The sequence below is a fragment of the Bradyrhizobium sp. Pha-3 genome (assembly GCF_042258325.1).
Taxonomy (GTDB): Bacteria; Pseudomonadota; Alphaproteobacteria; order Rhizobiales; family Xanthobacteraceae; genus Bradyrhizobium; species Bradyrhizobium elkanii.
The window spans coordinates 17,317-42,182 of the sequence record NZ_CP170151.1 but is presented as its reverse complement, the minus strand read 5'-3'; the positions used below and the strand labels follow the sequence as shown (position 1 = coordinate 42,182).

23 protein-coding genes are annotated in these 24,866 nt (G+C 65.1%); 14 read left to right on the top strand and 9 right to left on the bottom strand.

From position 1 onward, the window contains the following. The first annotated feature begins 107 nt into the window (after positions 1-107). The gene (locus ACE10X_RS00200) at positions 108-305 is read left to right on the top strand and encodes a Trm112 family protein (protein WP_018269337.1); all 198 of its coding nucleotides are present in this window, start codon (positions 108-110) and stop codon (positions 303-305) included. Between the two features lie 109 nt (positions 306-414). On the opposite strand, the gene ACE10X_RS00195 is transcribed toward ACE10X_RS00200, so the two are convergent. Continuing rightward, positions 415-1,635 carry a ubiquinone biosynthesis hydroxylase gene (locus ACE10X_RS00195; RefSeq protein WP_038382785.1) on the bottom strand — a complete coding sequence of 407 codons (1,221 nt, stop codon included), beginning with the start codon at positions 1,633-1,635 and terminating at the stop codon, positions 415-417. 117 nt (positions 1,636-1,752) lie between these two features. Between ACE10X_RS00195 and tesB the strand changes: the two genes are divergently transcribed. Beyond that, positions 1,753-2,616 (top strand): acyl-CoA thioesterase II, encoded by an 864-nt coding sequence (gene tesB, locus ACE10X_RS00190; RefSeq protein ID WP_016841424.1) that lies wholly within the window; start codon positions 1,753-1,755, stop codon positions 2,614-2,616. Positions 2,617-2,659: 43 nt separating this feature from the next. Here the strand turns inward: tesB and ACE10X_RS00185 are convergent, their stop codons facing one another. Continuing rightward, positions 2,660-3,550, bottom strand: coding sequence for a DUF4339 domain-containing protein (locus ACE10X_RS00185; protein WP_038382779.1), 891 nt, complete (start codon positions 3,548-3,550; stop codon positions 2,660-2,662). A gap of 330 nt (positions 3,551-3,880) precedes the next feature. On the opposite strand from ACE10X_RS00185, the gene ACE10X_RS00180 reads away from it, so the two are divergent. The 5 genes from ACE10X_RS00180 (at position 3,881) to ACE10X_RS00160 (ending at position 7,092) form a co-directional block, all read left to right on the top strand. Next, complete coding sequence (locus ACE10X_RS00180; RefSeq protein WP_016841426.1) at positions 3,881-4,219, top strand: P-II family nitrogen regulator; 339 nt, start codon at positions 3,881-3,883, stop codon at positions 4,217-4,219. An 82-nt stretch (positions 4,220-4,301) separates the two neighbouring features. Next, positions 4,302-5,621, top strand: coding sequence for an ammonium transporter (locus ACE10X_RS00175; protein WP_038382784.1), 1,320 nt, complete (start codon positions 4,302-4,304; stop codon positions 5,619-5,621). A gap of 149 nt (positions 5,622-5,770) precedes the next feature. Next, positions 5,771-6,085 (top strand): helix-turn-helix transcriptional regulator, encoded by a 315-nt coding sequence (locus ACE10X_RS00170; RefSeq protein WP_016841428.1) that lies wholly within the window; start codon positions 5,771-5,773, stop codon positions 6,083-6,085. Beyond that, positions 6,082-6,438 (top strand): SRPBCC domain-containing protein, encoded by a 357-nt coding sequence (locus ACE10X_RS00165; protein ID WP_038382778.1) that lies wholly within the window; start codon positions 6,082-6,084, stop codon positions 6,436-6,438. The genes ACE10X_RS00170 and ACE10X_RS00165 overlap by 4 nt, the downstream gene beginning before the upstream one ends. Positions 6,439-6,489: 51 nt before the next feature. Further along, positions 6,490-7,092, top strand: coding sequence for an ATP-dependent Clp protease proteolytic subunit (locus ACE10X_RS00160; RefSeq protein WP_038382777.1), 603 nt, complete (start codon positions 6,490-6,492; stop codon positions 7,090-7,092). 211 nt (positions 7,093-7,303) lie between these two features. Here ACE10X_RS00160 and ACE10X_RS00155 read toward each other — a convergent pair whose 3' ends face one another. From ACE10X_RS00155 to ACE10X_RS00130, 6 genes are read right to left on the bottom strand one after another with little or no spacing between them, the layout of a single operon-like run. Then, positions 7,304-9,106 (bottom strand): alpha/beta fold hydrolase, encoded by a 1,803-nt coding sequence (locus ACE10X_RS00155; protein ID WP_038382776.1) that lies wholly within the window; start codon positions 9,104-9,106, stop codon positions 7,304-7,306. Beyond that, positions 9,103-11,613, bottom strand: coding sequence for a glycoside hydrolase family 2 protein (locus tag ACE10X_RS00150; RefSeq protein WP_375763914.1), 2,511 nt, complete (start codon positions 11,611-11,613; stop codon positions 9,103-9,105). Before ACE10X_RS00150 ends, ACE10X_RS00155 begins: the two co-directional genes overlap by 4 nt. Positions 11,614-11,659: 46 nt before the next feature. Next, positions 11,660-12,658, bottom strand: coding sequence for a DUF1839 family protein (locus ACE10X_RS00145; protein WP_038382775.1), 999 nt, complete (start codon positions 12,656-12,658; stop codon positions 11,660-11,662). Between the two features lie 15 nt (positions 12,659-12,673). Further along, on the bottom strand, positions 12,674-13,597 hold the full coding sequence (locus ACE10X_RS00140; RefSeq protein WP_038382774.1) for an amino acid--[acyl-carrier-protein] ligase: 924 nt from the start codon (positions 13,595-13,597) through the stop codon (positions 12,674-12,676). Position 13,598: 1 nt separating this feature from the next. Next, positions 13,599-14,801 carry an acyl-CoA dehydrogenase family protein gene (locus tag ACE10X_RS00135; RefSeq protein ID WP_375763913.1) on the bottom strand — a complete coding sequence of 401 codons (1,203 nt, stop codon included), beginning with the start codon at positions 14,799-14,801 and terminating at the stop codon, positions 13,599-13,601. Positions 14,802-14,805: 4 nt separating this feature from the next. Then, positions 14,806-15,051 carry an acyl carrier protein gene (locus ACE10X_RS00130; protein ID WP_016841436.1) on the bottom strand — a complete coding sequence of 82 codons (246 nt, stop codon included), beginning with the start codon at positions 15,049-15,051 and terminating at the stop codon, positions 14,806-14,808. Positions 15,052-15,736: 685 nt separating this feature from the next. Here ACE10X_RS00130 and ACE10X_RS00125 point away from each other — a divergent pair. The 3 genes from ACE10X_RS00125 (at position 15,737) to ACE10X_RS00115 (ending at position 18,199) form a co-directional block, all read left to right on the top strand. Continuing rightward, the gene (locus tag ACE10X_RS00125; RefSeq protein ID WP_026192063.1) at positions 15,737-16,075 is read left to right on the top strand and encodes a P-II family nitrogen regulator; all 339 of its coding nucleotides are present in this window, start codon (positions 15,737-15,739) and stop codon (positions 16,073-16,075) included. 40 nt (positions 16,076-16,115) lie between these two features. Then, a complete protein-coding gene (locus ACE10X_RS00120) occupies positions 16,116-17,564 on the top strand; it encodes an ammonium transporter (RefSeq protein ID WP_016841438.1) in 1,449 nt (482 codons plus the stop codon). Positions 17,565-17,794: 230 nt separating this feature from the next. Further along, positions 17,795-18,199: a GFA family protein gene (locus ACE10X_RS00115; RefSeq protein WP_016841439.1), complete on the top strand. Its 405-nt coding sequence runs from the start codon at positions 17,795-17,797 to the stop codon at positions 18,197-18,199. Between the two features lie 186 nt (positions 18,200-18,385). Here the strand turns inward: ACE10X_RS00115 and ACE10X_RS00110 are convergent, their stop codons facing one another. Further along, positions 18,386-18,859 carry an NUDIX domain-containing protein gene (locus ACE10X_RS00110; protein ID WP_038382773.1) on the bottom strand — a complete coding sequence of 158 codons (474 nt, stop codon included), beginning with the start codon at positions 18,857-18,859 and terminating at the stop codon, positions 18,386-18,388. A 178-nt stretch (positions 18,860-19,037) separates the two neighbouring features. Here ACE10X_RS00110 and ACE10X_RS00105 point away from each other — a divergent pair, with 178 nt between their 5' ends. From ACE10X_RS00105 to ACE10X_RS00090, 4 genes are all read left to right on the top strand, one after another. Further along, positions 19,038-20,264: an aminotransferase class I/II-fold pyridoxal phosphate-dependent enzyme gene (locus tag ACE10X_RS00105; RefSeq protein ID WP_375763912.1), complete on the top strand. Its 1,227-nt coding sequence runs from the start codon at positions 19,038-19,040 to the stop codon at positions 20,262-20,264. Positions 20,265-20,280: 16 nt separating this feature from the next. Beyond that, positions 20,281-22,752 carry a DNA translocase FtsK gene (locus tag ACE10X_RS00100; RefSeq protein ID WP_038382771.1) on the top strand — a complete coding sequence of 824 codons (2,472 nt, stop codon included), beginning with the start codon at positions 20,281-20,283 and terminating at the stop codon, positions 22,750-22,752. A 100-nt stretch (positions 22,753-22,852) separates the two neighbouring features. After that, entirely contained in the window at positions 22,853-23,659 is an 807-nt protein-coding gene (locus ACE10X_RS00095) for an outer membrane lipoprotein carrier protein LolA (protein WP_016841443.1), read from the top strand. Between the two features lie 158 nt (positions 23,660-23,817). Beyond that, positions 23,818-24,633, top strand: a complete 816-nt coding sequence (locus tag ACE10X_RS00090; RefSeq protein WP_038382770.1) for an exodeoxyribonuclease III — start codon at positions 23,818-23,820, stop codon at positions 24,631-24,633. Positions 24,634-24,866 lie beyond the last annotated feature (233 nt).

Below are 24,866 nucleotides of genomic sequence, written 5' to 3'. Positions count from 1 at the left end.
CAGCGCTTATTCAGGTGTGCTACATCACCGGCCAGTTTATTCTGACGCGTTTTCTTCGCGCGAACCGGTGCCCACTTCGCTCGAAAACGCTCCAGTCGGAGACCGCAATGAATTCCACGACCGACCATCTCGAAAGCACCGCCGACCCAAAACTGCTGGAAATCCTGGTGTGCCCGATCACCAAGGGACCGCTGGAATTCGACGCCGCGCGGCAGGAGCTGATCTCGCGCTCGGCAAAGCTCGCCTATCCGATCCGCGACGGCATCCCGATCATGCTGCCGGAAGAGGCGAGGAAGATCGATTGATGTCAGCGTAGCCCGGATGAAGCGCAGCGCAATCCGGGAAAGTTTCACCGCGGATAGTCTGCCCCGGATTTCGCTTCGCTTCATCCGGGCTACGGAACCTCCGCAACCGCTACAGCGCCTCGCCCTTCAACAGCCGCGGCACCTCGCCTGACAGTCCCGCCGCCTGGCGGATGAACATCTCCTTCAACGGCGGCGCGCGATCGACGAGCCCGAGGCCAATGTCGCGCACGGTGCGCAGCAGCGTCGATTCGTTGGAGAACAGGAAGTTCAGCGAGTTGGTGGCGACGCCCATCGCCATCGTATCGAAGCGCCGCCAGCGCTGGTAGCGCTCGAGCACGTCGGCCTGGCCGAGGTCCATGCCGAGCCGCGCCGCATCGACCACGACCTCGGCGAGCGCAGCGACGTCCTTCAGGCCCATGTTGAGCCCCTGCCCTGCGATCGGATGGATCACATGCGCGGCGTCGCCGATCAACGCCAGCCGTTCGGCGATGAACGAGCGCGCGACGAAATAGCCGAGCGGAAACGCGCGCGGCTTGTCGAGCGGCTTGATCTCGCCGAGATGCAGGCCGAAGCGCTGCTCGAGCTCGGCGTGGAATTGCTCTTCGTTCAAGGCGACGATGCGCGCGGCATCCTTGCGCGTCTCGGTCCACACCAGCGACGAGCGATTGCCGGTCAGCGGCAGGATCGCGAACGGCCCTGCGGGCAGGAAATGCTCCTCGGCGCGGCCGTGATGTTCGCGCTCGTGCCCGACCGTGACCACGATGCCGGACTGGTTATAGTCCCAGCCATGGGTCGCAATCCCGGCACGCTCGCGCAGCTTCGAGCGGGCGCCGTCGGCGGCAACCAGCAGGCTCGCATCGATCATGGTGCCGTCGGCCAGCGTGACGCTGATGCCGTCGGGGCGCGACGCGAAGCTCGACACCGCGGTGGCGCGCAGCTCGACGCCTTCGGCTTCGGCACGGCCCGCGAGCGCATCGATCAAGTAGCGGTTCTCGACCATATGGGCGAACGGCTCGCCGGGCTCGACATTGCCGGCGAAGGTCAGGAACACCGGGCGCGTCGCGTCCTCCAGCCTGGAGTCGGTCACGACCATATCGGTGATCGGCTGCGCGGTCGGCGCCACCTGGCCCCAGACACCGAGGGTCTCGAACAGTCGCCGGCAGGCCGCCACGATCGCGGTCGCGCGCGGATCGCGGCTCGGACGCTGGCTCAGCGCCGGATCGGCCACGATGACTGGGATGTCCGGCCCAAGCCCCTGGCGCAGCGCCACCGCCAGCGCCAACCCTGCAAATGCGCCCCCGCAGATGACAATACTTCGCTGTGCCGGCATGCGATCCTTGCTCGATTACGCCATCAAAGGAGACTTGCTACCTGATATTAGCTGGGCGAAACAGAGTTTAGAAACAAGGGCGGCTAACAGCCCCAATCGTCATTCCGGGGCCTATCCATGTCCAAGAGCCTGATCGACCTGCTGTCCATCCTCGATCTCGAGCAGCTCGAGGTGAATTTGTTCCGCGGCAACAGCCCGAAGACGAGCTGGCAGCGCGTGTTCGGCGGCCAGGTGATCGGCCAGGCGATGGTGGCGGCCTGCCGCACCGTCGAGGGCCGGCTGCCGCACTCGATCCATTGCTACTTCATCCTGCCCGGCGATCCGCAGATCCCGATCATCTACCAGGTCGAGCGGCTGCGCGACGGCAAGAGCTACACCACCCGCCGCGTCACCGCGATCCAGCACGGCAACGCGATCTTTTCCATCATGGTGTCGTTCCATGCCGAGGAGGAGAGCAATTTCAATCACCAGGAGAAGATGCCCGACGTGCCGCCGCCGGAGAAGCTGACCGCGGAGGAGGTGTCGAAGCAGCCGATGTTCAAGGAGATGCCCGAGTTCATCCGCCGCTATTACGAGAGCGACCGGCCGATCGAGCTGCGCCCGGTCGAGCTCGGCCGTTATTTCGGTCAGAAGATCGACGACGGCCGCATCCATGTCTGGATCCGCACCGCGGCCAAGCTGCCTGACGATCCGGCGCTGCATCTGTGCGCGCTCGCCTATGCGTCGGATTTCTCGCTGCTCGATGCCGTGATGGCGCGCTACGGCCGCACGCTGTTCGACAAGCGCATGATGCCCGCGAGCCTCGATCACGCGATGTGGTTTCACCGCCCGTTCCGCGCCGACGAATGGCTGCTCTACGCGCAGGATTCGCCGAGCGCGCAGTCGGGCCGCGGCCTGACACGCGGCCTGATCTTCAAGCCCGACGGCACGCTGGTGGCGTCCGTCGCGCAAGAAGGGTCGGTGCGCGAGCGAAAGGCGTAGGGCTCACGCTCGAACAGAGCCGGTCGGTACGATGAGATCGCGCTTACTGGCCGGCGTAGGCACCGCGCTCGGTCAGCGCGAATTGCGAGACGAACCAGTTGCCGTACCAGCGCAGCACCCACGGAATCGGGATCAGGAAGCCACAGGCGATCGTGAACACGATGGTTCGCCACAGCACCTCGATGCCGGACGCGTTGAAGCTGACCTCGCGGCGTGTGCCGTCGATGTTGCGGCAGATCCAGCGCATCCAGGCGGTCAGCACCCAGGCCCAGCCGATGATGGTGATGGCCGAGACCACCATCGCCACGTACCAGCCGACATAGGCGACCGGGCTGCCCTTGAACGAGATCGGCAGGTCCTGGCCGCTCGAGCTGAGATGGCCGATGATCCAGCGCACGATCATCCAGCTCAGGAAGCCCTGCAACAGCAGCGAGAGCAGCGTCACGATGTTGCTGTTGGCCGCGCCGGCATAGGTCAGAAGGCCGAGCACGATGAAGACCCACCAGATGTCGAGCGGCTGCCCGGTGAAGGCGAAATGCGGCCGGCCCGGCACGCGGATATAGGGGATCGCAAAGCGGTACAGGCCGGTCGCGGTCCAGGGCGCCGGGATGACGAGAATCTGGCCGATAAACATCAAGAGGCTGCGTCCGAACAGGCCCCAGATCGGGAAGTCGGCCGACAGCGTGCCGCCGCTATAGCTTCCAGACGCCGCCACGGGCGGCGGTCCGCCGGCCTGCGGAAATGCCGGCGGCGCGCCGGCGCTCGGGACGAGGCCCGGAATCTCCCCGGCCTTCTGCCAGCCGGCCATGCCCTCGGTCCACACCAGGGTGTCGGCCCCCACCATGCCCCGGGTGATCAGGTCGCGGAGCTGGGTTTCAGGCAGGGGGCCCTTTTGCTGGCCTTCGGATGCATAAAACCAGTTTCGGTTCGACATTTCTTGTTTCCTCGGGGCGCGCGCAGGGACACGCGATAGGCGAAACGAACCAGCAAGACCGCTGGCCGGGGCGGGAAAGCCACATTGTGGCGGAGCGTTTCCAATCCGTACAGTGAGGGAGCTCACGCGCTGCGCATGTTTTCCGCTTCAACCTGCAACTTTTTTATGCCATTTGCCCAGAAAGCTGCCAGATTTGGCGGACGCGAAATGCGGCTCGGGGATGGCAAATTGCCGCTCCGGGAGGCAAGCAGGTGCCGGCTCGCGGGACGGCAAGTGCCGCTCCGGGGACGGGCGCACACGGAAAACCTCAAGGGAATGAAGGCCTGAACCATGAAACTCGTTGTCGCGATCATCAAACCGTTCAAGCTCGATGAGGTGCGCCAGGCGCTGACCGCGATCGGCGTCCACGGCATGACTGTGACCGAGGTGAAGGGCTATGGCCGCCAGAAGGGTCATACCGAGATCTATCGCGGCGCCGAATATGTCGTGAACTTCCTGCCCAAGCTTCGGATCGAGATCGCCGTCGATACCGAGCTCGCCGACAAGGCGGTCAGTGTCATCACCCAGCACGCCCGCACCGGCCAGATCGGCGACGGCAAGATCTTCGTGACGCCGATCGACCACGCGCTGCGCATCCGCACCGGCGAGACCGACAACGACGCGCTCTGAATTTTTCGACATCACCGCCGGCAACGACGCCGGCGCACGCAAACAATCCGCACCACGACACGACGACCGCCGGGGAATGATGATGGGGGCACGAGCTCTTCGTGCAGCGATATCAGCTGCGCCGATCACTGCTGCAATCCTGCTGGCGTGGGGCACGCCGGCCTTCGCCCAGGATACTGCGGCCAACTCCGGCATCAACGCCGCCGACACCGCCTGGATGATCGTCGCCACCGCGCTGGTGTTGATGATGACGATCCCGGGACTGGCGCTGTTCTACTCCGGCATGGTGCGCAAGAAGAACGTGCTGGCGACGATGGCGCAGAGCCTCACCGCCGTTGCGCTCGTCTCGATCCTCTGGGTCACTTTCGGATATTCGCTGAGCTTCGTCGGCGACGGTCCATGGCTCGGCTCGCTCGATCGCTGGTTCCTGTCCGGCATCACCATGGACAGCATCAATCCGGCGGCGAAGACGATCCCCGAAGCGCTGTTCATGCTGTATCAAATGACGTTCGCGATCATCACGGTGGCGCTGGTCGCAGGCTCGGTCGCCGACCGCATGCGGTTCTCCGCCTATGTGCTGTTCTCGATCGGCTGGTTTGTCTTCGCCTATGTGCCGCTGGCGCATTGGGTGTGGGGCGGCGGCTTCCTCGCATCGGCGGGCGTGCTGGATTTCGCCGGCGGTCTCGTGGTGCATCTCTCCGCCGGCATCAGCGGCCTGGTCGCGGCCAAGGTGATGGGCAACCGCCACGGCTATGGCCATGACAATCTTTCACCGTTCGACCTGTCGCTCGCGGTGGTCGGCACTGGCCTGCTCTGGGTCGGCTGGTTCGGCTTCAACGGCGGTTCGGCACTCGCGGCCAATTCGCGCGCAGTGATGGCGATCACCGCCACCCATCTTGCGGCCTGCGCCGGCGCGCTGACCTGGGGCGCGATCGAATGGGCCAAGCGCCGCAAGCCGTCGGTGCTCGGCATGATCTCGGGTGCGGTCGCAGGGCTCGGCACCATCACCCCAGCATCCGGCTTCGTCGCGCCGTGGCACGGCGTCATCATCGGCATCATTGCCGGCCTGGTCTGCTTCTGGGCCTGCACCTGGCTGAAGCATCGCTTCAAGTATGACGACTCGCTCGACGTGTTCGGCGTGCACGGCATCGGCGGCCTGACCGGCACGCTGCTTGCCGGCGTGTTCGCGGCATCGGCAATCGGCGGCACGTCCGGCCTGCTCGAGGGCAATCCGAAGCAGCTGCTGATCCAGCTCTACGGCGTCGCGGCCACCTTCGTCTGGTGCGGCGGCGTCACCTTCGTGCTGCTCAAGCTCGTCAGCGCCTTCGTCCCGCTGCGCGTCTCGATGCAGCAGGAGCTCGAAGGCCTCGACATCTCGCAGCACGGCGAAGCGCTGCAGTAGCAGCCGAGCTCGTATCGCCGGGACGAGATGGGCGCTGCGCGGGCGAATTCGTAAAACAACCCCATGCAAAGTACCCGCGCGCCGCGACGTCACGCTGCACGGGACAGTTCAGGCTTGCACGACACATAAGTGTGTGCTTATGTGTTGCCATGGTCGACACCGACATCTTCAAGGCTCTGGCCGACCCGACCCGCCGCAAGGTCTTTGAGAAGCTGGCCGGCGGCAGCCTGAACGCCAGCGCCTTGCGCGACGGACTTGAGATCAGCCAGCCGGCGATGTCGCAGCATCTGGCGGTGCTGCGCGCGGCAGGGCTGGTGCGCGAGCAGCGGCAGGGCCGCTTCGTGAACTATGAGGTTGACCCGGACGGCATCGCCAGCATCGGGACCTGGCTCGCCCGCTACCGCGCCTATTGGCCGAAGCGCATCGAAGCGCTGTCCGATCTGCTGAAGGACATGGATCAATGAGCGACACAGTAGAGCCTGATCATGCCGACGCCGACCTGGTGCTCGAATACGAGCTCGATGCACCGCCTGAAAAAGTGTGGCGTGCGGTGACCATTCCGGCCCTGCGCGAACGCTGGCTCCCGGATTGCGACCTCGCGGACGCTGAACCCCTCTCATCGATCGCTGGCGAAGAGGTACGCTTCCGGCTGCGCGAGTCCGAGCCGCCGTTCCGTGAAAGCCATGTCACCTTCCGGATCGAGCCGAACGAGGCCGGCGGCACCCGCTTTCGCATCATCCAGCAAGCCTGTGACATCAGGAGAAAGCAGCCGCAACCGGCCAACAGCAACAACCGCTGCCTGATGCGCGCGGCCTGATCACTTCAAGACCCTTTGAGACTTCGTCACCTGCAGCAATGGAGGTCGCCGATGCGCGACATGATGCAACTCGTCCCTATGGTCGTCGAACAGTCGACCCGCGGCGAACGTTCCTTCGACATCTATTCCAGGCTCCTACGCGAGCGCATCATCTTCCTGAACGGCGAGGTCAATGATGCGATGTCCGGACTGGTCTGCGCGCAGCTGCTGTTCCTCGAGGCCGAGAACCCGCACAAGCCGATCAACCTCTACATCAACTCCTATGGCGGCGTGATCACCAGCGGGCTTGCGATGTACGACACCATGCAGTTCATCAAGGCGCCGGTGCACACGCTGTGCATGGGCACGGCGCGCTCGATGGGATCGTTCCTGCTGATGGCCGGCGAGCCCGGTCACCGCGCCGCGCTTCCGAATGCGAGCCTCCACGTGCATCAGCCGCTCGGCGGCTTCCAGGGCCAGGCATCCGACATCCTGATCCATGCCACCGAAATGCAGGAGACCAAGCGACGCATCATCCGGCTCTATGCGCAGCACTGCGGGCGCACCGAAGCCGACGTGGAACGGACCCTGGATCGCGATCACTTCATGTCCGCGCAGCAGGCGCTCGAATGGGGATTGATCGACAAGGTCTTCGCCGAACGCGACGCCGCCTAAAAGTATGATCCGGTGCCGCGCTGATATCGGTCGCTAGTGTGCTGAATGCGAAGTTCGTGCGATTTCGGCAACCACCTTCACGAACTTCGCATTCATAAAGCACACTAGAATCATAAGTTTGCTAGTGTCCTTATCGAATCCGAAGTTCGTCCCGAAGGTGCGGCGAATGATGCGAACTTCGGATTCGGGACACTAGAGCGGCCGCACCGTTTCATGACAGCGCCATCGATTTGCGCTTCAGCTCGGTGTGCGGCGCGATGGCCCGCGCGGCATCGGGACCGATCGATCCTCCACGCTTGCCGCCGCGGCGATCGATCAGGCTCGCGACGACAGCGCGTCGCGCATGACGAGGCGTGAGCGAATGGTCGGCGTTCGGCAGCGTCAACCGCGTCACGCCGGGGATGCTTGTGAGCCGTTTACCGTCCTGGCCGAAATGGCGTGCGATCTCCTGCAGGCTGAGATCGCCGTCCGAGGTGACCATGAGGACGCGTACGTCGCGACTGCAAAGCTCGCGCATCCAGCGCTCGACGCGGTTACGACCAAGCAGGGCTGACGGATGCGTCGCCGACAACGTCGACTTGACGGCTTCCAATCCGCGCCGCACCAGCCGCCTGGCGCTATCTGACACTGACAGCTTCCAGGCGGACTTGGCCGTCATCTCAGGCCCCTCCGCCGGACCGATCTGCTGCTGGCTTCCGCGATTCGCCTTGGAGGTTTCGTATGCTTTCCAGGCCGTCAGCTCCAGCGCGTAGGAACTGTTCCAGGCAAAGCAGAGCGGGTTGATCATGGTCAGGGCGCGGACGCGGCGGTCCGCGCGCGCAGTGTGAAGGGCCTGGAAGGCGCCCGAGCATGTGCCCACAAGCTCGACCTTGGCAAAGCCCGCCCGCTGCATCCAGTCGATCGCCGCGCTGACGTCGAGGCGGGTGCTGGAATCATAGAGAAACAGACGATCGCTCGCAGCATCGTCGCTCAGGCCGATACCCGGCAGGTCGATGCGCAGCGACGCCACGCCGGCGGCCGCCAGCTCGCGCGCCGCCTCGACCGTGCCGCGCGCCCAGCCGACGTGTGGCACGCCGCCGGAGTTGAGGAAGATGACCGGATCGGCCGCAGCATGGCTGCCACGCGGCCGGGTCAGTACGCCACAGATCGATGACGCCTGCCCGATCACAACCGGCTCTTCCGTGTAGTGCGACCCCTCCAGTACCTCGCGGCCGGGCAAGGATTCGACGCGCTGAACCGCGCCGGCGACGGCCCGATCGGACAGCCAGTCCGTCCAGCAACCGACAACGTCGGCCGGAATCCGGTTCGCGGTCGGATCGCACATGAGCAGGTGATAGTCCTTGAACTGCACGATCGTCGTGCTTTCGACCGAAGTCCGGCCGTCGCGGATTTCAGAGACTGCCAACCGCTGTCCATTCGCGATCAAAAGCGTCGGCAGGGGCGGAAGGGCCGCGACGGCCCGCCGCCAATCCAGTCTCGACAGATCGGCGAGCGTCTCATGCGAAAGCCGGAAGCCGACGGCCTCGCGTCCCTCGGCGAACGTCGCCTCGCTTGCGGCGCTCTTGGCGAGCGCCCCATCGATCACGCGCGACATCGCGGTGATTTCGCGCACATAGGTTTTGCCGGAACTCGGTGGCGCGAGCAGCGCAAGGCCTGCCACGTCGTCCCGCCCCGCCGCAGCGAGCGGGGCCAGCAGCGCGCCGAGCCGGAAGCCGGCGAGGATAACATCCTCCACGCCGCAATCCCGCTTCAACCGGTCGATCGCCGCGCCGATGCTTGCAGTCCAGGCCATCACCTGGCCCGGCGCCGCGTGGTCGCCGGCCGCGTTGCCGCAGCCGGGATAGTCAAACAACAGGGTAGGCAGGCCCGCCGCGGCCGCCTTGTCGGACAACAGCTTCAGGAATCGGCGACTGCACAGATCCTCATGACCGTGCGCGCCGGCAATGACGACACCCCGCCTTCCCTTCGCTTCGTTCAGCCAGCCGATGGTATCGGCAAAGACAACTGGTTTCATGTCATGCTCCCGGCGGACTCATTTGTCCGCCCGACTTCCAATTCTTCCGCTCTGGGCGCCTCGTAGCTCATGTCGCGATCGGCATTGAGCGCCGTCACTGTGCCGCCAGGCGTCGCCACCTGCGGACCGTCAAGGCCGACCTCCCGCTCGGTGCCCGGCATCAGGTGAAAATTGTTCTCCGCTGGAACGAACAGATCGTCCTGGATGGAGACGTGATAGGCCGCGCGTTTGCAGGCGAGCCGCAGCCGCCACGCGTCCTTCCGGCGCACCAAACTCACAGTCAGGCCCACGTCGCGCCGCGCGGTCATGACATCCGGCAGCACATGGAAGGCCTCGGCAAGGACCTTCCCGTCGTCGTCTTCCAGCCTTGCCACGGTGACTTCATGTCCGGGCGGCCCGAAGCGATAGGCGTAGGAGATATCGAAAAAGGCGCCGAGCACCGAGAAGGCCGAAAGCGACAGGCCACCGTGCGCCGGCACGCTGATCGGCCGGCGCGCCGACACCACCGCCGTGACGCCGTCCCGCAGACAGGTCAGCGACAATGTCGCCTGGACGGTCTTCGCAGTATCGTTGACGGCATGGACGGTCAGCCCGTTGACGCCCTCATCGCTCAGGATCAGCCGCAGCGGGGCAAATGCCCGCCTGAGCCCGTGCCAGACGGGTTTCGGCCGGCCGGTCGAATCGACCATGCCCCAGCCCGCACCTGGCCGCAAATCCTTCCAGAAGAACAGCAGCGCTCCGGCCGTCAGCGAACAGGGCCTGCGCCATTCGTCGATGGTGCGCTCCACCACCTCGGTCGTCACCGCACGGGAAAGCTCGAGATAGCGAATGGTATTCTCGATGCGCAGCCGGCGTGCGTCGACGGAAAAAAGCGTCTCCAGATAATGCTCGCGCACATCCTCGAAGTCCCAGGAGGCGCCGACGTCGCGCGGCACACCCGCCTTCCAGCGCGGATCGTGCACCGGCGGCACAGGCAGTTGCGCATCCAGCGTTGCCTTGTCAGGCACATTGGCAAAGGCAAGGCATTCGCTCGCGAAGCGCACCTCGGCCCGGCGCGCGTCATCCAGCGGACGGCAATAGGCACCGACCCCGTAATAATGCGTCGGCCCGCCATCGGCCGTGAACGGCAGGTTGCCGCCGGATGGCGATGACGTCACAAGCACCACGTCGGGACGCTGCGCTTCGGCGATGGGGCGCACCACCTTGTCGAACCAGGGCGTCGGGTCCATCGACGTCGGCAAGCCCATCATCGCCGCCTGCTGCGCCACCTCGCTGCCGCCGCACAGAACGGCGAGTGACGGCGAATGCCTGAGCCGCCCGAGCAGATTCCCGACCTCGCGCGAGAGCGACGCCTGCCAGGCTTCGTCCTTTGCCGGATAGTCGAAATTGGCGAGCATCAGGTCCTGCCAGACCAGGATGCCCATCTCGTCGCAAAGCTCGTGAAATGCGTCGCTCTCATAGACGAACGTGCCGCCGACCCTGAGCATGTTAACCCCGGCCCGCCGTGCAAGATCGAGGTCGCGCGCGACTTCCGCGCGTGAAGACGGCAGCCGCACCGGATCGGACGGCGTCCACACCGCGCCGCGGCAAAAGACGGATACGCCATTGACAACCAGCCGAAAGCCGCGGCCGTCGGCGCCACGATCGATCTCGATATGCCGGAAGCCGACGCGGCCGAGTGCAATTCGCATCGGGCCGAGCGTCAGGACGACCTCGTGCAACGCCGGTTCGCCATGGCTGTTCGGCCACCATGGCGCAACGTTCGCGATATCCAGTCTTGCCGTCAGCCGCGTGACTGACTCGGCCGTCAACGCGGCGACAGCGCCCGCACAGGCGATCATGGCCGGCGTGCCGTCCAACGGCTCGACCAGCGTGACCGTGACCGAAAGATGCCCTGTCGTGCCGGCGAGGTCGGCCCGCATCTGCACATCGCGCACGGCTTGACGATCGGTATCGCGGATCAGCTTGATCGGCCGCCACGGTCCGACGATGTCGAAGCCCGGGGACCAACCCGGCATATGGCCGATCAGCGTGGTCCGCACGAGCCTCAGCCGCTGATCGTCGATCATGCGCGGCCTCCAGCGCGCACGCGGACCGGTCAAGGTTTCCAGATGGCGCTTGAGGCTGCGGAATGCGATGACCAGTTGCTCGCCCCCGACAAGCGTCAGAGCCACATCATGGCGCTCGAACATCGAGGTGGAGGACAGCACGAGGCGATCGTCGAGCCAGACCTCCGCGACCGTCGCCAAGCCGTCAAATACAAGACGGACGGGTCCTACGGCATCGAGCCGGCGACGATACCAGACGTCCTGGTCGTGCAGCGGAGCGGGATGGTTGCGGTCCCAGCGGCCAAGCTCTTCCAGCGCGGCTGCGGCCGTGCCGGGGCACGCCGCCTCCAGCCATTCGGCACTGCCGTCGATCACCGCCGGAGACGCCCACGCGCCGGCCGGCGAGACGACCATGCGCCAGCCGCTGTCGAGGAGCTCGGCCGTCTCGGTCGTCGACACAAAAGTGTCCGTGCACACACGCATTCCCATGACCGGCAAGCCAGTCCTATGCTGCCTTACTGGCGAGATCCGTCATACGGCCGTCCAGCGCGTCCATCACCGTTTGCCAGGCCTTGGCCATCGGCCCGATGCCGTCCGCGAGTCCATCGAACCGATGCCGGGCCATGGCGCGGGCGAGCTTGAATTGCATGACCTTGGCGCCCTCGGCGATTGCCGCGGCGGCTTCGATCGCCTCAGCGAGACTGGTCTCGCCGTGCCGTCCCAGCCATTCCAGATGACTGGAGAGGAGTTCGAAATTGGCGCCCACCTGCCGCAACGTGTTGAAGGCGTAGACGTGAAAATACTCCGGTGACCGGCCGGCCAGCACCTCGGCATGGCGGCCGAACACGGCCGCGTAAGCGTCGAGCGGATTAAGCTTCGGCCTGCGCCGCAGATGCTGCGCGAGGATCTCGGTAGCGGCACCGACCGGATCGCGCGAAGGGCGCGTGGCGTCGAATTTGACGAACTCGGCATAAGGAAACAGCGGCAGGCCGCCGGCCGGCGCGCCGTCGCGCTGTCCGAAAATGCCGTCGTAGTCCTCGCCGTCCAGTGCAAAGTAGCCGTCGTTGTGGAAGTAGGCCATGTGGCGGCGCCCGGGAACGAGCACGTTGATGCCGACCGTCGTCTTGGAATGGCCGGTGCGATAGGTGATGCCCTTGGTGTCGGGCAGATGGAAGGCATCGACCTCGACCAGCGGCAACCGCCCGCGCTCGATCTGATTGAGAACATGCGTCTCCAGGCGATCGAACACGGACAGTTCCTGGATATCCAGGCCGGCCAATCGCTGCAGGTCGGCCGTCGGGAATTTGAAGAACGTGAACTGGTCGCCTTCGAAATCCTGCGCAACGGTGAAGCCGAGCGCCGCGACCGGGTCATTCCCGGTCGCATGCATCACCTCGATCAGCAGATCGACATAGCAGTTGGTCTGTGGCCATCGCCGCTCCGGATCGTGCAACCCGTGCGGCTTGTGGGCGGCCGGATCGAGCCCGGCGATGGCGCTCTTCATTTCAGTTGCCCCAAATCAGTTGCTCCAAAGCGTCTCGCGCACGGAAGCCGGCCAGGCCTCGACGTCAGGGCCGTGATGGCGGAACAGCGCGAGCGCCACGCGCTCCAGCCCGAAGCCGACGCAGGCCGAGTGGCACAGGCTGCCATCCGCGAACTTCAGGCCCCAGGTCTGGCCGAAATGGTCGCGATGGTAGTTGAAGGACAAGCAGGCCGTCGGTTTCTCGATACTGGTCACCGGGATCAGCAGCTCGAACTTGAGTCCTTCGTCGCGCTGGTTGTTGGCCATCATCTTGCCGCCGCGGCCGAAGAACGGATCGTTGGCGAGGTCAACTTCGCATGGCAGGTCGAGGGATTCGATCATCGCCTTGCCGCGCTCCAGCCAGCTTTCGCGGAAGGCGCACACCTGCTCGGGCGTCCCGATGCGGACGAATTCGCGCATGCGGAAGAGCTGCATGCGCGCCGGATCCTTGGAAGGCTCGTGGCGGAAGCAATAGGAGGAAAGCTCGAACAGGACACCGTCGTCGGGCACCGGACCGCGCGCGGCAACGGTCGGATAGAGCGGATAGCAGGCGGCCGGCGTCAGCACGACGTTCGTCGCCTGCTGCAGTTCGGTCCAGTCCTCTCCCGCGGCCATCATGCCGAGAAGCTGCGCATGCTCGCGCTCGCCGCCCATGAAGGAATGCACGCAGCCCGCAAGCTGCGGGAAACTCTTCATGTAACCGCTGCCTTCAAGCGTGGCGCGACTCATGCCCGGCGGGAAGTGGATGCGGGTTGCCTTGTCCGGCGCTCCGATGCTGGTCACGAGCCGCTCAAAGCGCTCGATCACGTCTTCGAAAACGCCGGAGCGGCCATAAAGCCCGTCTACTCCGGTCCTGAACAGGATGCTCTTGTCGAACAGAGTGTCGAGCAGGCTCGTGGCATCGAACGTCTTGGCGTCCATCTCAACCTCTCAGGCTGGTATCAAAGCGGCTCATCAGCAGGAGCGTCGCGGTGTTGGAAAGAATGCGGTCGTTCGAAATCATCACCGGCGCGGAGCTCACGTCGCGCAGATGCCTGCCGACGCTGAACGGCGTGCCGTTCTTGTAGCCGACGATGCCGTTGATCTGCATGGCGAGCCGCACGATCGCCCCCGCCTTCTCGCTCGCGGCGACCTTCAGCGCGTTGATCTCGGCGGTGAAGCCGATCGAGGAGAGCGCGTCGTCATTGTCCTTGGCCGCATCGAAGCGGTGAATGGCCGCCGTGAGATGACCCTTCATCTCCTGAAGCAGGGCGGCCGCTTCGGCGAGCCGTAGCGCGCCCGGCGGGAGACTTCCATCCGCCTGCTTGCGCGCCGCAGCCTTGACGAACGCTTGCGCACGATTGAAGGCGTCGGTGGCGATACCGAACCAGGTCGCGCCCCAGAAGATATGCGAGCTCGCCAGCATCGACTGCGCCGCGATCTCCGAGAACGGTTTGGGGAAGATCTGCGCCGCGTCACCCTGCGCGACAAGATGGAAACCGTCCGAACAGGTGCCGCGCATTCCGAGCGTGTCCCATACGGAGGTGCGCTCCAGCGTCCGGTTCAGGTCTGCGGGAATGACAACCATCACCTGATCGGAGCTTGCGGCGTCCGGAGCGCGCCGCGCCGTGGCGAGAATTGCGTCGGCATGACGGCCGTAGGAAATGACGGTCGCTTCCTTGGTCAGCGAGAAACGGCCGTCTGCCACTTCAACCGCACAGATCGAATTACGCAAATTGCCGCCGATGCCGGCTTCCGTGGTCGCGGAGGCCATCAGCAACTGCTCGGCCGCAATGCGACGCAGATAGGCCAGATGCCAGTCGCTGGCGCCGCCGTGGCTGACGAAGCTCGACGTCTTGATCTGATGCATGGCGTAGATCATGGCGCTCGAGCCGCACGCCTGGGCGAGCTGGACGATGAGATCCGCGATCTCCATCGTGCCCAATCCCTCCCCGCCATGCTCGACGGGGATCGCGACGCCGAGCAGGCGCTCGCGCTTCAATACTTCGATGGTGTCGGCCGGAAAACGGCCCTCGCGGTCAACCGCGTCGACCTGCTGCGCGGCGATCTTGGCGACCCGACGCATGCGCTCGGCCGGCGTGTCGGCAGAGGCCGGCACCGGCTCTATCATTCTCACCACGCTCATGGTGTTACGCCGCCTGCTGTGTAAGCCGTGAAACGGCGTCCGCGACGTTGGAGAGCGACGAGAAGGTCCGTCGCGTGAGCATCGCTTCGGGAAATTCGATGTTGAATTCTTCCTCAAGCGCCAGCATCACCTGCACCGTGGCGAAGGATGTCAGCCCTGCGTCATAGAGATTCGTGTCGTCGGTGATCGTGCTGAAATCCAGCGAAATCATCGGCTGCTGCTCGAGCAGCGCGCGGATACGATCAATCATGATGGCCCACCTGTCACTGAAGTACGTATAGGGACGGCCAATAGCGCACCGACAGCATCGGCAGCGTTAACGCTGGAAGTACACCGTGACAGACGGCTAACGTTCCGTAACGAACACCGCCGAAAGTGCGGGACTTGTACCGTCTTGGTGCGCTTGCCGCATACGAGCCCTGGTCCGGCTCGCGCAGAACGGCGCGGCGATGATGCCCGTCACTGACTTCGCTTGCCTTCGCGGATCTCGGCGCAGGTCACGTCCCGGGGCGGGAAGTCAGGCAAGCCGATGAAGCCCAACGACAAATTCCCTCGGCGCAATCGGTCCGGCAGGCTCGCGAATCGGCGGCCCGATCGAGAGGGTGGTCGCAGGCTGCGGGACCGCCTGGCAGCTGTGTCTGGATACCGTCTCCTGCACCGCGGCTGAGCAGAATTGTGTCCGGAGTTGGCCGTGCCTGCGTTCTAGACAGGCCTGCCCATATTTTAGGCGCGACGGAATAGCGCAGGGGCAACTCCCTCCCGCAAAGCGGGAAAAGGTCCGGATTCATAATCCATTAGCGAACTCCGGCCGTTTGGCACGGCATTTGATTCTAAGGGTCCAGGCTGTGCCCGCGTAGTGGATGTCCTCCGCGTGGTGAACCTCAGTCGAAACTCCCGGTGTTCATTCGCACCGGGCCCAAGCGGGGATAGGACTCATGAAAATTGTTATGGCGATCATTAAGCCATTCAAGCTCGAAGAGGTCCGTGACGCCCTGACCGCCATTGGCGTTCACGGTCTCACGGTGACGGAAGTCAAAGGCTACGGCCGCCAGAAAGGCCACACGGAAATCTATCGCGGTGCCGAATATGCCGTGAGCTTCCTGCCCAAGATCAAGATCGAGGTCGCGGTCAATTCCGATCAGGTCGACAAGACCATCGACGCCATCACCTCCGCCGCCAAGACCGGTCAGATCGGCGACGGCAAGATCTTCGTCATCAGCCTCGATCACGCCGTGCGCATCCGCACCGGCGAGGCCGATGCCGCGGCCCTCTGATTTTCGCGCTCAAACCTTAAGACCTCAGGAGTGAAATAACATGACGTTCAAGCGTCCCTACGGCGCGGGACTGGCGGCCCTTGCAGTCGGCCTGTTCGCCGCGACCGCCGCCTACGCCGAGCCGACCGTCAACAAGGGCGACAACGCCTGGATGCTGACCTCGACGGTGCTGGTGCTGCTGATGACCATCCCCGGCCTCGCGCTGTTCTATGGCGGCCTGGTCCGCTCCAAGAACATGCTCTCGGTGCTGGCGCAGGTGTTCTACACGGTCTGCCTCGTCACCGTGCTCTGGGCCCTCTACGGCTACAGCCTCGCCTTCACCGGCGGCTCCGACTTCATCGGCGGCTTCTCCAAGGCCTTCCTGATGGGCGTCACGCCGGACTCGAAGGCGGCGACCTTCTCGGTCGACGCCAACATCTCGGAGCTCGTCTATATGTGCTTCCAGATGACCTTCGCGGCGATCACGCCGGCCCTCATCGTCGGCGCCTTCGCCGAACGCATGAAGTTCGCGGCGATCGCGCTGTTCATCCCGCTCTGGGTGACCCTGATCTATTTCCCGATCGCGCACATGGTCTGGTACTGGCCGGGTCCGGACGCGATCCAGGATGCCGCCAAGGCGCTCGCCGCCGCGGCTGACGGCGCGGCCAAGACCGCGGCGCAGGCCAAGCTCGACGAGATCAACGCCGATGCCGGCTGGATCTTCAAGAAGGGTGCGATCGACTTCGCGGGCGGCACCGTCGTGCACATCAACGCGGGTATCGCCGGGCTGGTCGGTGCGCTGCTGATCGGCAAGCGGACCGGTTACGGCAAGGAGCTGATGGCTCCGCACTCGCTGACCATGACCATGATCGGCGCCTCGCTGCTCTGGGTCGGCTGGTTCGGCTTCAATGCCGGCTCCAACCTCGAAGCCAATGGCGGCGCCGCGCTCGCCATGACCAACTCCTTCGTGGCGACTGCCGCGGCGGCGTTGTCCTGGATGTTCGCGGAATGGATCATCAAGGGCCATCCCTCGCTGCTCGGCGCGCTGTCGGGTGCGGTCGCGGGCCTCGTCGCGGTGACCCCGGCGGCCGGCTTCGCCGGTCCGATGGGCGCCATCGTGCTCGGCCTCGTGGTCGGCGTGGTCTGCCTGTTCTTCTGCACGGTCGTGAAGAACGCGCTCGGCTATGACGACTCGCTCGACGTGTTCGGCGTCCACTGCGTCGGCGGCATTGTCGGCGCGCTCGGCACCGGCATCCTGGTCAACCCGGCGCTCGGCGGTGCAGGGATCATCGACTACACCGCGATCCCGCCGAAGGTTGCCGACTACGACTTCGCGGCGCAGATGATCTCGCAGGTTTGGGGTGTCGGCACCACGCTGGTGTGGTCGGGCATCGGTTCGGCGATCCTCTACAAGATCGTCGACGTGATCGTCGGCCTGCGCGCCAACGTCGAGACCGAGCGTGAAGGCCTCGACATCACCGAGCACACGGAGCGCGCCTACAACATGTAAAATTAACGGCCCTTGAGGGCCGTTAATTCGGGTTCTCCCGGGGCGCGGCCTCCCCAAGCGGTCGTTCCCAGAACTACGGTCCGGACACATACCCGGCAATGTCCGGGCCGTTGAGGGGCTCCAGCGCAAGCTGGGGCCCCTTTCTTTTTTCCGCGGCTTGAGAAAATATTGTCGGAACTGCCTGCCATTGTGGAATGGCAGGCTACAAACAACGAAAACGGGAGGATGTCATGAAGGTGCAGGGCAGGTGCTATTGCGGCAACGTGCGCTATGAGGCCGAGGGCGAGCCGATGATGGCGGCGCAGTGCCTGTGCCGGGAATGCCAGTACATCACGGGCGGCGGACCGAACATGTTCATGGCGATGCCGACCACCGGCTTCAAATACACCGCGAGCGAGCCCAAGCAGTTCACCCGCAAGGATCTCGACCGTGCCGTGACGCGCGAGTTCTGCCCGGAATGCGGCACGCATCTCGTGACCAAGGTGCCGGGCCTGCCCGCAACCATCCTGAAGGTCGGCACCTTCGACGACCCCTCGGTGTTCACCCCGCAGATGACGATCTACACCTGCGACAAGCAGACCTTCCACCATCTGCCCGAGGGCAAGCCGTCGTTCGAGAAGCTGCCGGCGCGGTAATCGCCCGCATCGGGTGCGTAGCCCGGCCTGCTGTCTGTCTTCTCCTTCCCCCTGAAAGGGGGAAGGTCGGGATGGGGGTCAGCCGCGCACTCTGCTGTCTGCGGAGAGAATGGATCCCCACCCGCTTTGCTCTCCGAGCAAAGCGACCTCCCCTTTTCAAGGGGAGGTTGGAGCCATCGAGCCGCGTCAGTCGACCAAAACTTCCTCGGCGGGCAATTCGCTCGGTGCGCCGTCGCGCAAATAGCGATCGAGGATGTCGGCGAGCGACAGCGGCGTCAGGCGCTCACTCGCGCTGGACAGATCGGCGATCGGCCACCAGCGGAAACAATCGAGCACCCTTGCCTCGGCTTCGTCGGCCATCACGGGCGCGAAGCGATCCGCGTGAACGATCCGGTACTCTTCCTTTTGAGAGATCCGCCGGCCGCCCCAGTTGAAGGCGTGGTGACGCCGCCAGACGGCGGGGCCGTGGGCGAAACCGACCAGCCCCAATTCCTCCGCCAGTTCCCGCTGCAGCGTCGCTTCCGCCGTCTCGTCACCCTCGACGCCGCCGCCCGGCGCGATCCAGAAGCAGTCGCCGCCGTGCGGCGGGCGAATCCGCATCAGCAGGACTTCGCGCGAGCCGGTGATGATGAGCGCCCGGACGGCGCGGCGGTGGATCATGTCTCGGAGCAAGTTCGATACGGTTTTCTGGCGTGAGCGCTGATATCACGCGCCGGCCGATCGTGCCGCGCCGCCGATGGTTAATCGCGTCTTAACCTCGCCCTATCTATGGTGACTTGATCGGTTTACGGTCGGCGCCCTACCCCTCGACCGCAGTGAAAGTGCTGGCATTTCAATCATGGCAATGACCGCCTCATCCGGCTTGGCGCAGGGCGCCGGCGATGTCGCATCCGCCGGCCAGGCCGAGCGTTCCCCTTTCCTGCGCACGACCGAGCTGCTGGCGCCGTATCAACCTGCCAAGCCCTTGATTACGCTGTCATTAGGCGAGCCGCAGCACCCGGTGCCCGATTTCGTCGGGCCGGTGCTGGCAAAGCACACCGCCGAATTCGGCCGCTACCCGATCGCCAAGGGCATCGAACCGTTCCGTCGCGCCGTCGCGACCTGGCTGTCGAGCCGGTTCCAATTGCCGCGGCCGGTCGATCCGGAGAGCGAGGTGATGGTACTGAACGGCAGCCGCGAAGGGCTGTTCTTCGCCGCGATCTCAGCCTCGCGCTATGTCGCGCCCCGCAAGGGCCGGCCGGCGATCCTGATGCCGAACCCGTTCTATCCGGCCTACGGCGCCGGGGCCCGCGCGGCCGGCTGCGAGCAGATCTACCTGCCGACCACGCTCGCCAACGGTTTCCTGCCCGATCTTGATTCGATCGACGAAGCGACGCTGGCGCGTACCGTCGCGTTCTTCATCGCCTCGCCCGCCAATCCGCAGGGCTCGGTCGCCTCGCGCGCTTATTTCACGCGGCTGAAAGAGCTCGCCGATCGCTTCGGCTTCATCATCCTGAGCGACGAGTGCTACTCGGAAATCTACACCCGCGAGGCGCCGGGCAGCATCCTCGAATGCGCCGGTCCCGACTTCAGCAATGTCGTGGCGTTCCAGTCGCTGTCGAAGCGCTCGAACCTGCCGGGCATGCGGGTCGGCTTCGCCGCGGGCGATAGAACGTTTCTGGCCGCATTCCACGAGCTGCGCAATGTCGCCGCGCCGCAGGTGCCGGTGCCGGTGCAGCATGTCGCAGTCGCCGCCTATAGCGACGAGGCGCATGTCGAGGAGAACCGCAGGCTCTATCGCATCAAGTTCGATTTCGCCGACCAGATTCTCGGCAACCGCTACGGCTACAAGCGTCCCGCCGGCGGCTTCTGCGTCTGGCTCGACGTCTCCGAGCGCGGCGGCGACGAGGCGGCGGCGGTCAGGCTCTATCGCGCCGCCGGCGTGCGCGTGATTCCCGGCAGCTATCTGGCGCGCCAGCAGAACGACGGTTCCAATCCGGGCGCGGGCTATATCCGCCTTGCGCTCGTCTCCGACAGTGAATCGACGGCCGAGGCGATGCATCGCCTGGTCGAAACCCTGGGTTAATCGCGAAGCGCGAAGATTGAGTATGCCAGCGATCGAACGTGTCATCCCCCTGGTCGGCCATCTGCCGCTCTCGCTCCGCGAGGCGCTGGCGCGACGGCTGCGCGAACTCACCGGGCTCGGCCTGATCGCGCTGTCCGGCGCCATCACGGCGGCGCTGATGACCTGGTCGGTGCAGGATCCGTCGCTGAGCCACGCCACCTCGCGCGCAATCCGCAACGTGCTCGGCTATCCCGGCGCGATCGGCGCCGACCTGTTGATGCAGATCCTCGGCCTCGGCGCCATCATGCTGGTGCTGCCGGTCGCGGTGTGGGGCTGGCGGATGCTGACGCATCGTCCGTTCGACCGCGAGGCGCTGCGGCTCGGCTGCTGGATCCTGTGCACGGTGATCGCGGCGGGCTTCGCCAGTTGCTGGCCGCACAACACCGCATGGCCGCTGCCGACCGGGCTCGGCGGCGTGGTCGGCGACGCGCTGCTGCGTGCGCCGGCCGTCGTGTTCGGCCCGCCCGGCTTCATTTATCGCGTCGTGCTCGGCTCGATCCTGGTCGTCGCGATGACGGCAAGCTTCCTGTTCGCCTGCGGCTGGGGCGCCAAGGAGCAGGACGACGAGCTGACGCCGATATCTGACGATGACGAGCCGTTCGTCGAGGAGGAAGACAACGACCGCAGCTCGGTCTCGCTGGGCTGGCTGTTCCATGCGCTGATGAGCGCGAAAGCGCGGCTCGGCTGGCTGCTGACCACCGCCTACAGATCGCTGGTCTCGAGCGGAGCGCAGGGCCGCAGCGCTGCGTTCGAGCGCCAGGAGCCCAATATCGGCGGCGGCCGCTCGGCGCCCTCGATCTCGCCCGCGCATGAAGACCATGATGAGGACGAAGCTGAAGCTTTCGACGACGAGGAGGAAGAGGAGGACGAAGCTCCCGCCGCCCGCGCCCCGCGCAAGAAGGCCGAGCCGAAGCCGAAGAAGAAGAATTCCGACAAGTTCGAGCTGCCCTCGGTCTCCGTGCTCAGCGCGCCGAAAGCCAGCGATCGCCAGCCGCTGAGCAAGGCCGAGCTCGAAACCAATTCGCGCTCGCTCGAAGGCGTGCTGCAGGACTTCGGCGTGCGCGGCGAGATCGTCAAGGCCAATCCCGGCCCGGTGGTCACGCTGTACGAGCTGGAGCCCGCGCCCGGCATCAAGTCGTCGCGCGTGATCGGGTTGTCCGACGACATCGCGCGCTCGATGAGCGCGCTGTCGGCCCGCGTCGCCGTGGTTGCCGGCCGCAACGCGATCGGCATCGAGCTGCCGAACGCGCATCGCGAGAAGGTCTATCTGCGCGAGCTTCTGGTCGCCAAGGAAAGCATCGATTCGGTTGCGAAGCTGCCGCTGTGCCTCGGCAAGACGATCGGCGGCGATCCCGTCATCATCGATCTGGCGCGCACGCCGCATATGCTGATCGCCGGCACCACCGGCTCCGGCAAATCGGTCGCGATCAACACCATGATCCTGAGCCTGGTCTACCGGCTGCGGCCGGATCAGTGCCGCCTGATCATGGTCGATCCGAAGATGCTCGAACTCTCCGTCTATGACGGCATCCCGCACTTGCTGACGCCCGTCGTCACCGACCCGAAGAAGGCGGTGGTGGCGCTGAAATGGGCCGTGCGCGAGATGGAAGAGCGCTACAAGCGGATGGCCAAGCTCGGCGTGCGCAACATCGACGGCTACAATGCGCGCCTCGTCGAAGCCAAGGCCAAGGGCGAAGAGCTGACGCGCACCGTCCACACCGGCTTCGACAAGGAGACCGGCAAGGCGATCTACGAGGAAGAGAAGCTCGACCTCGAGCCGCTGCCCTACATCGTCATCATCGTCGACGAGATGGCCGACCTGATGATGGTCGCCGGCAAGGACATCGAGGGCGCGGTGCAGCGCCTCGCACAGATGGCGCGCGCCGCCGGCCTGCATGTCATCCTCGCCACGCAGCGCCCGTCGGTCGACGTCATCACCGGCACGATCAAGGCGAACTTTCCGACCCGCATCGCCTTCCAGGTGACGTCGAAGATCGACAGCCGCACCATCCTCGGCGAGATGGGCGCCGAGCAGCTGCTCGGCCAGGGCGACATGCTCTACATGGCGGGCGGTGGCCGTATCAGCCGCGTGCACGGACCGTTCGCCTCCGACGAGGAAGTCGAGAAGGTGGTGCGTCACCTCAAGACGCAAGGCGCGCCGGAATATCTCGAAGCCGTCACCGCCGAAGAGCCGACCGACGAGGACGGCGCCGTGTTCGATGCCACCGGCATGGGCGGCGACGGCGGCGGCGATCTGTTCACGCAGGCGGTAGCGATCGTCAAGCGCGACCGCAAGGCGTCGACCTCCTACATCCAGCGCCGGCTGCAGATCGGCTACAACCGCGCCGCCTCGCTGATGGAGCGGATGGAACTTGAGGGCATCGTCGGTCCGGCGAATCACGCCGGAAAGCGCGAAATCCTGGTCGGGGAGGAAGAAGGCCAGTTCTGATCGGGGGCGATCATCACGGAAAAACCATATCTCCCTCGGAAGAGGCGGGATAAAATCCGGCGCAGCGGGACGAGCGTCGAACAGAGACCTGACATATCTGATGGCAAAACACCTCATTGACCGCGGCACGCGCACCGCGCTGGCTCTTCTCGTCACCGCCGCGATCGCCGGCGCTGCGACTGCGCAGAATGCGCCGCCGCCGAAGCCCGCACCCAAGGCTGCGCCAAAGAAGGACGCCGGCGCGCAAACCAATGCGGACAAGGGCCCGACGACGACCGGCGCCACCCAGGCACCGCCGAACCCGGTGATTCCCGATCCGCGCCGCAACGTGCCCGCCAACATCTTCCAGACCTTCGACGCCAACCAGAAGGCGCAGGCCGCCAAGGTCTCGGCCTATCTCTCGTCGCTGCAAACGCTGGTCGGAAATTTCGTCCAGGTCGGCCCCGACGGCACCAAGACCAAGGGCGATTTCTACATCCAGAAGCCCGGCAAGCTGCGCTTCGAATATGACGATCCGAGCCCGATCGAGGTGATCGCCGACGGCTCCTCGGTCGCGGTGCGCGACCGCAGGCTCGCCACCCAGGACGTCTATCCGCTGTCGCAGACCCCGCTGCGCTATCTGCTCTCGGATCGCATCGACCTGATGAAGGACACCAACGTCATCAGCGTCACCGCCGATGACGTGTTCGTCAGCATCACGATCGAGGAGAAGCAGGCGCTGGTCGGCACCAGCCGCTTCCTGCTGATGATCGGCGCCAAGGACGGCAAGCTCAAGCAGTGGACCGTCACCGACCCGCAGGGCTACGACACGACCGTTGCGGTTTACAATCTCGACGCGACGCAGAAGCCCGATCCGGCGCTGTTCAAGATCGACTTCACCACCTATCCCGGCACCTCGCCGGGCTGATCGCGATGCCGTAGGGTGGGTAGAGCGCAGCGAAACCCATCATTGACGCAGCGTGTTGTGACCGTGATGGGTTTCGCTTCGCTCTACCCATCCTACAAGCGCTTGCTTGTGGACAAAGCGCCAACCCGCACGGAGAACCGTGCTAAGACGCACCTCTCATGCGGTTCTCCGTCACCACCTGGAACATCAATTCGGTGCGCCTGCGCATCGACACCGTCGCCAAGTTCATCAAGAGCGCGCGGCCGGATGTGCTGTGCCTGCAGGAGACCAAATGCATCGACGATGCGTTTCCGCTGAAGCGCTTCAAGCGGCTCGGCTATGAGCACGTCGCGCTGAACGGGCAGAAGGGCTATCACGGCGTCGCCATCGTCTCGCGGCTGCCGTTCGAGACGACCGACATCAGGACGTTCTGCGACAAGATCGATTCCCGGCACATTTCGGTGTCCTTCGGCGAGAAGGCGCAGCTGTCAAAGCCCCTGGTGCTGCATAATTTCTACGTACCGGCCGGCGGCGACGTTCCCGATCCCGCGCTCAATCCGAAATTCGAGCACAAGCTGCAATTCCTCGACGAGATGAAGGCCTGCGAGCCGTTGCATCCGCGCGGCGACGACCGCCACATCCTGGTCGGCGACCTCAACGTCGCCCCGCATGAGAACGACGTCTGGTCGCACAAGCAGCTGCTCAAGGTGGTCTCGCACACGCCGGTCGAGACCGAGAAGCTGCTCGCCGCGCAGGCGCATGGCGAATGGTTCGACATCGCGCGCGAGCGGATCCCGCTGTCGGAAAAGGTCTACACATGGTGGAGCTACCGCGCCGCGGACTGGACCGTCGGCGATCGCGGCCGCCGGCTCGATCACATCTGGGTCTCGCGCGCGCTGAAGGATCAGGTCAGCGATTTCAGGATCGCCCGCGACGCCCGCGGCTGGGAGCGCCCGTCGGACCATGTGCCGGTGACGGCGGTGATGGAGGTGTAGAGCGTTTTCGAGCGAAGTGGACACCGGTTCGCGTGAAGAAAACGCGTCAAAACAAGAATCTAGAGCTTCGGTTCTGATTCAATCAGAACCGAAAATGCTCTAGGGGCGCCGCCGACCCCCGACCCGTCATCCTGAGGAGCGCGGAACGCGCGTCTCGAAGGGTGCACGGCCCGGCTGGTGGCCGTCGACCCTTCGAGGCTCGCTGCGCTCGCACCTCAGGGTGACGGTTCAAT

Excerpts from the sequence above, each read along its gene's own strand:
- ACE10X_RS00200 (WP_018269337.1), top strand. The coding sequence starts at position 108 with ATGAATTCCACGACCGACCATCTCGAAAGCACCGCCGACCCAAAACTG.
- ACE10X_RS00195 (WP_038382785.1), bottom strand. The coding sequence starts at position 1,635 with ATGCCGGCACAGCGAAGTATTGTCATCTGCGGGGGCGCATTTGCAGGG.
- tesB (WP_016841424.1), top strand. The coding sequence starts at position 1,753 with ATGTCCAAGAGCCTGATCGACCTGCTGTCCATCCTCGATCTCGAGCAG.
- ACE10X_RS00185 (WP_038382779.1), bottom strand. The coding sequence starts at position 3,550 with ATGTCGAACCGAAACTGGTTTTATGCATCCGAAGGCCAGCAAAAGGGC.
- ACE10X_RS00180 (WP_016841426.1), top strand. The coding sequence starts at position 3,881 with ATGAAACTCGTTGTCGCGATCATCAAACCGTTCAAGCTCGATGAGGTG.
- ACE10X_RS00175 (WP_038382784.1), top strand. The coding sequence starts at position 4,302 with ATGGGGGCACGAGCTCTTCGTGCAGCGATATCAGCTGCGCCGATCACT.
- ACE10X_RS00170 (WP_016841428.1), top strand. The coding sequence starts at position 5,771 with ATGGTCGACACCGACATCTTCAAGGCTCTGGCCGACCCGACCCGCCGC.
- ACE10X_RS00165 (WP_038382778.1), top strand. The coding sequence starts at position 6,082 with ATGAGCGACACAGTAGAGCCTGATCATGCCGACGCCGACCTGGTGCTC.
- ACE10X_RS00160 (WP_038382777.1), top strand. The coding sequence starts at position 6,490 with ATGCGCGACATGATGCAACTCGTCCCTATGGTCGTCGAACAGTCGACC.
- ACE10X_RS00155 (WP_038382776.1), bottom strand. The coding sequence starts at position 9,106 with ATGAAACCAGTTGTCTTTGCCGATACCATCGGCTGGCTGAACGAAGCG.
- ACE10X_RS00145 (WP_038382775.1), bottom strand. The coding sequence starts at position 12,658 with ATGAAGAGCGCCATCGCCGGGCTCGATCCGGCCGCCCACAAGCCGCAC.
- ACE10X_RS00140 (WP_038382774.1), bottom strand. The coding sequence starts at position 13,597 with ATGGACGCCAAGACGTTCGATGCCACGAGCCTGCTCGACACTCTGTTC.
- ACE10X_RS00135 (WP_375763913.1), bottom strand. The coding sequence starts at position 14,801 with ATGAGCGTGGTGAGAATGATAGAGCCGGTGCCGGCCTCTGCCGACACG.
- ACE10X_RS00130 (WP_016841436.1), bottom strand. The coding sequence starts at position 15,051 with ATGATTGATCGTATCCGCGCGCTGCTCGAGCAGCAGCCGATGATTTCG.
- ACE10X_RS00125 (WP_026192063.1), top strand. The coding sequence starts at position 15,737 with ATGAAAATTGTTATGGCGATCATTAAGCCATTCAAGCTCGAAGAGGTC.
- ACE10X_RS00120 (WP_016841438.1), top strand. The coding sequence starts at position 16,116 with ATGACGTTCAAGCGTCCCTACGGCGCGGGACTGGCGGCCCTTGCAGTC.
- ACE10X_RS00115 (WP_016841439.1), top strand. The coding sequence starts at position 17,795 with ATGAAGGTGCAGGGCAGGTGCTATTGCGGCAACGTGCGCTATGAGGCC.
- ACE10X_RS00110 (WP_038382773.1), bottom strand. The coding sequence starts at position 18,859 with ATGATCCACCGCCGCGCCGTCCGGGCGCTCATCATCACCGGCTCGCGC.
- ACE10X_RS00105 (WP_375763912.1), top strand. The coding sequence starts at position 19,038 with ATGGCAATGACCGCCTCATCCGGCTTGGCGCAGGGCGCCGGCGATGTC.
- ACE10X_RS00095 (WP_016841443.1), top strand. The coding sequence starts at position 22,853 with ATGGCAAAACACCTCATTGACCGCGGCACGCGCACCGCGCTGGCTCTT.
- ACE10X_RS00090 (WP_038382770.1), top strand. The coding sequence starts at position 23,818 with ATGCGGTTCTCCGTCACCACCTGGAACATCAATTCGGTGCGCCTGCGC.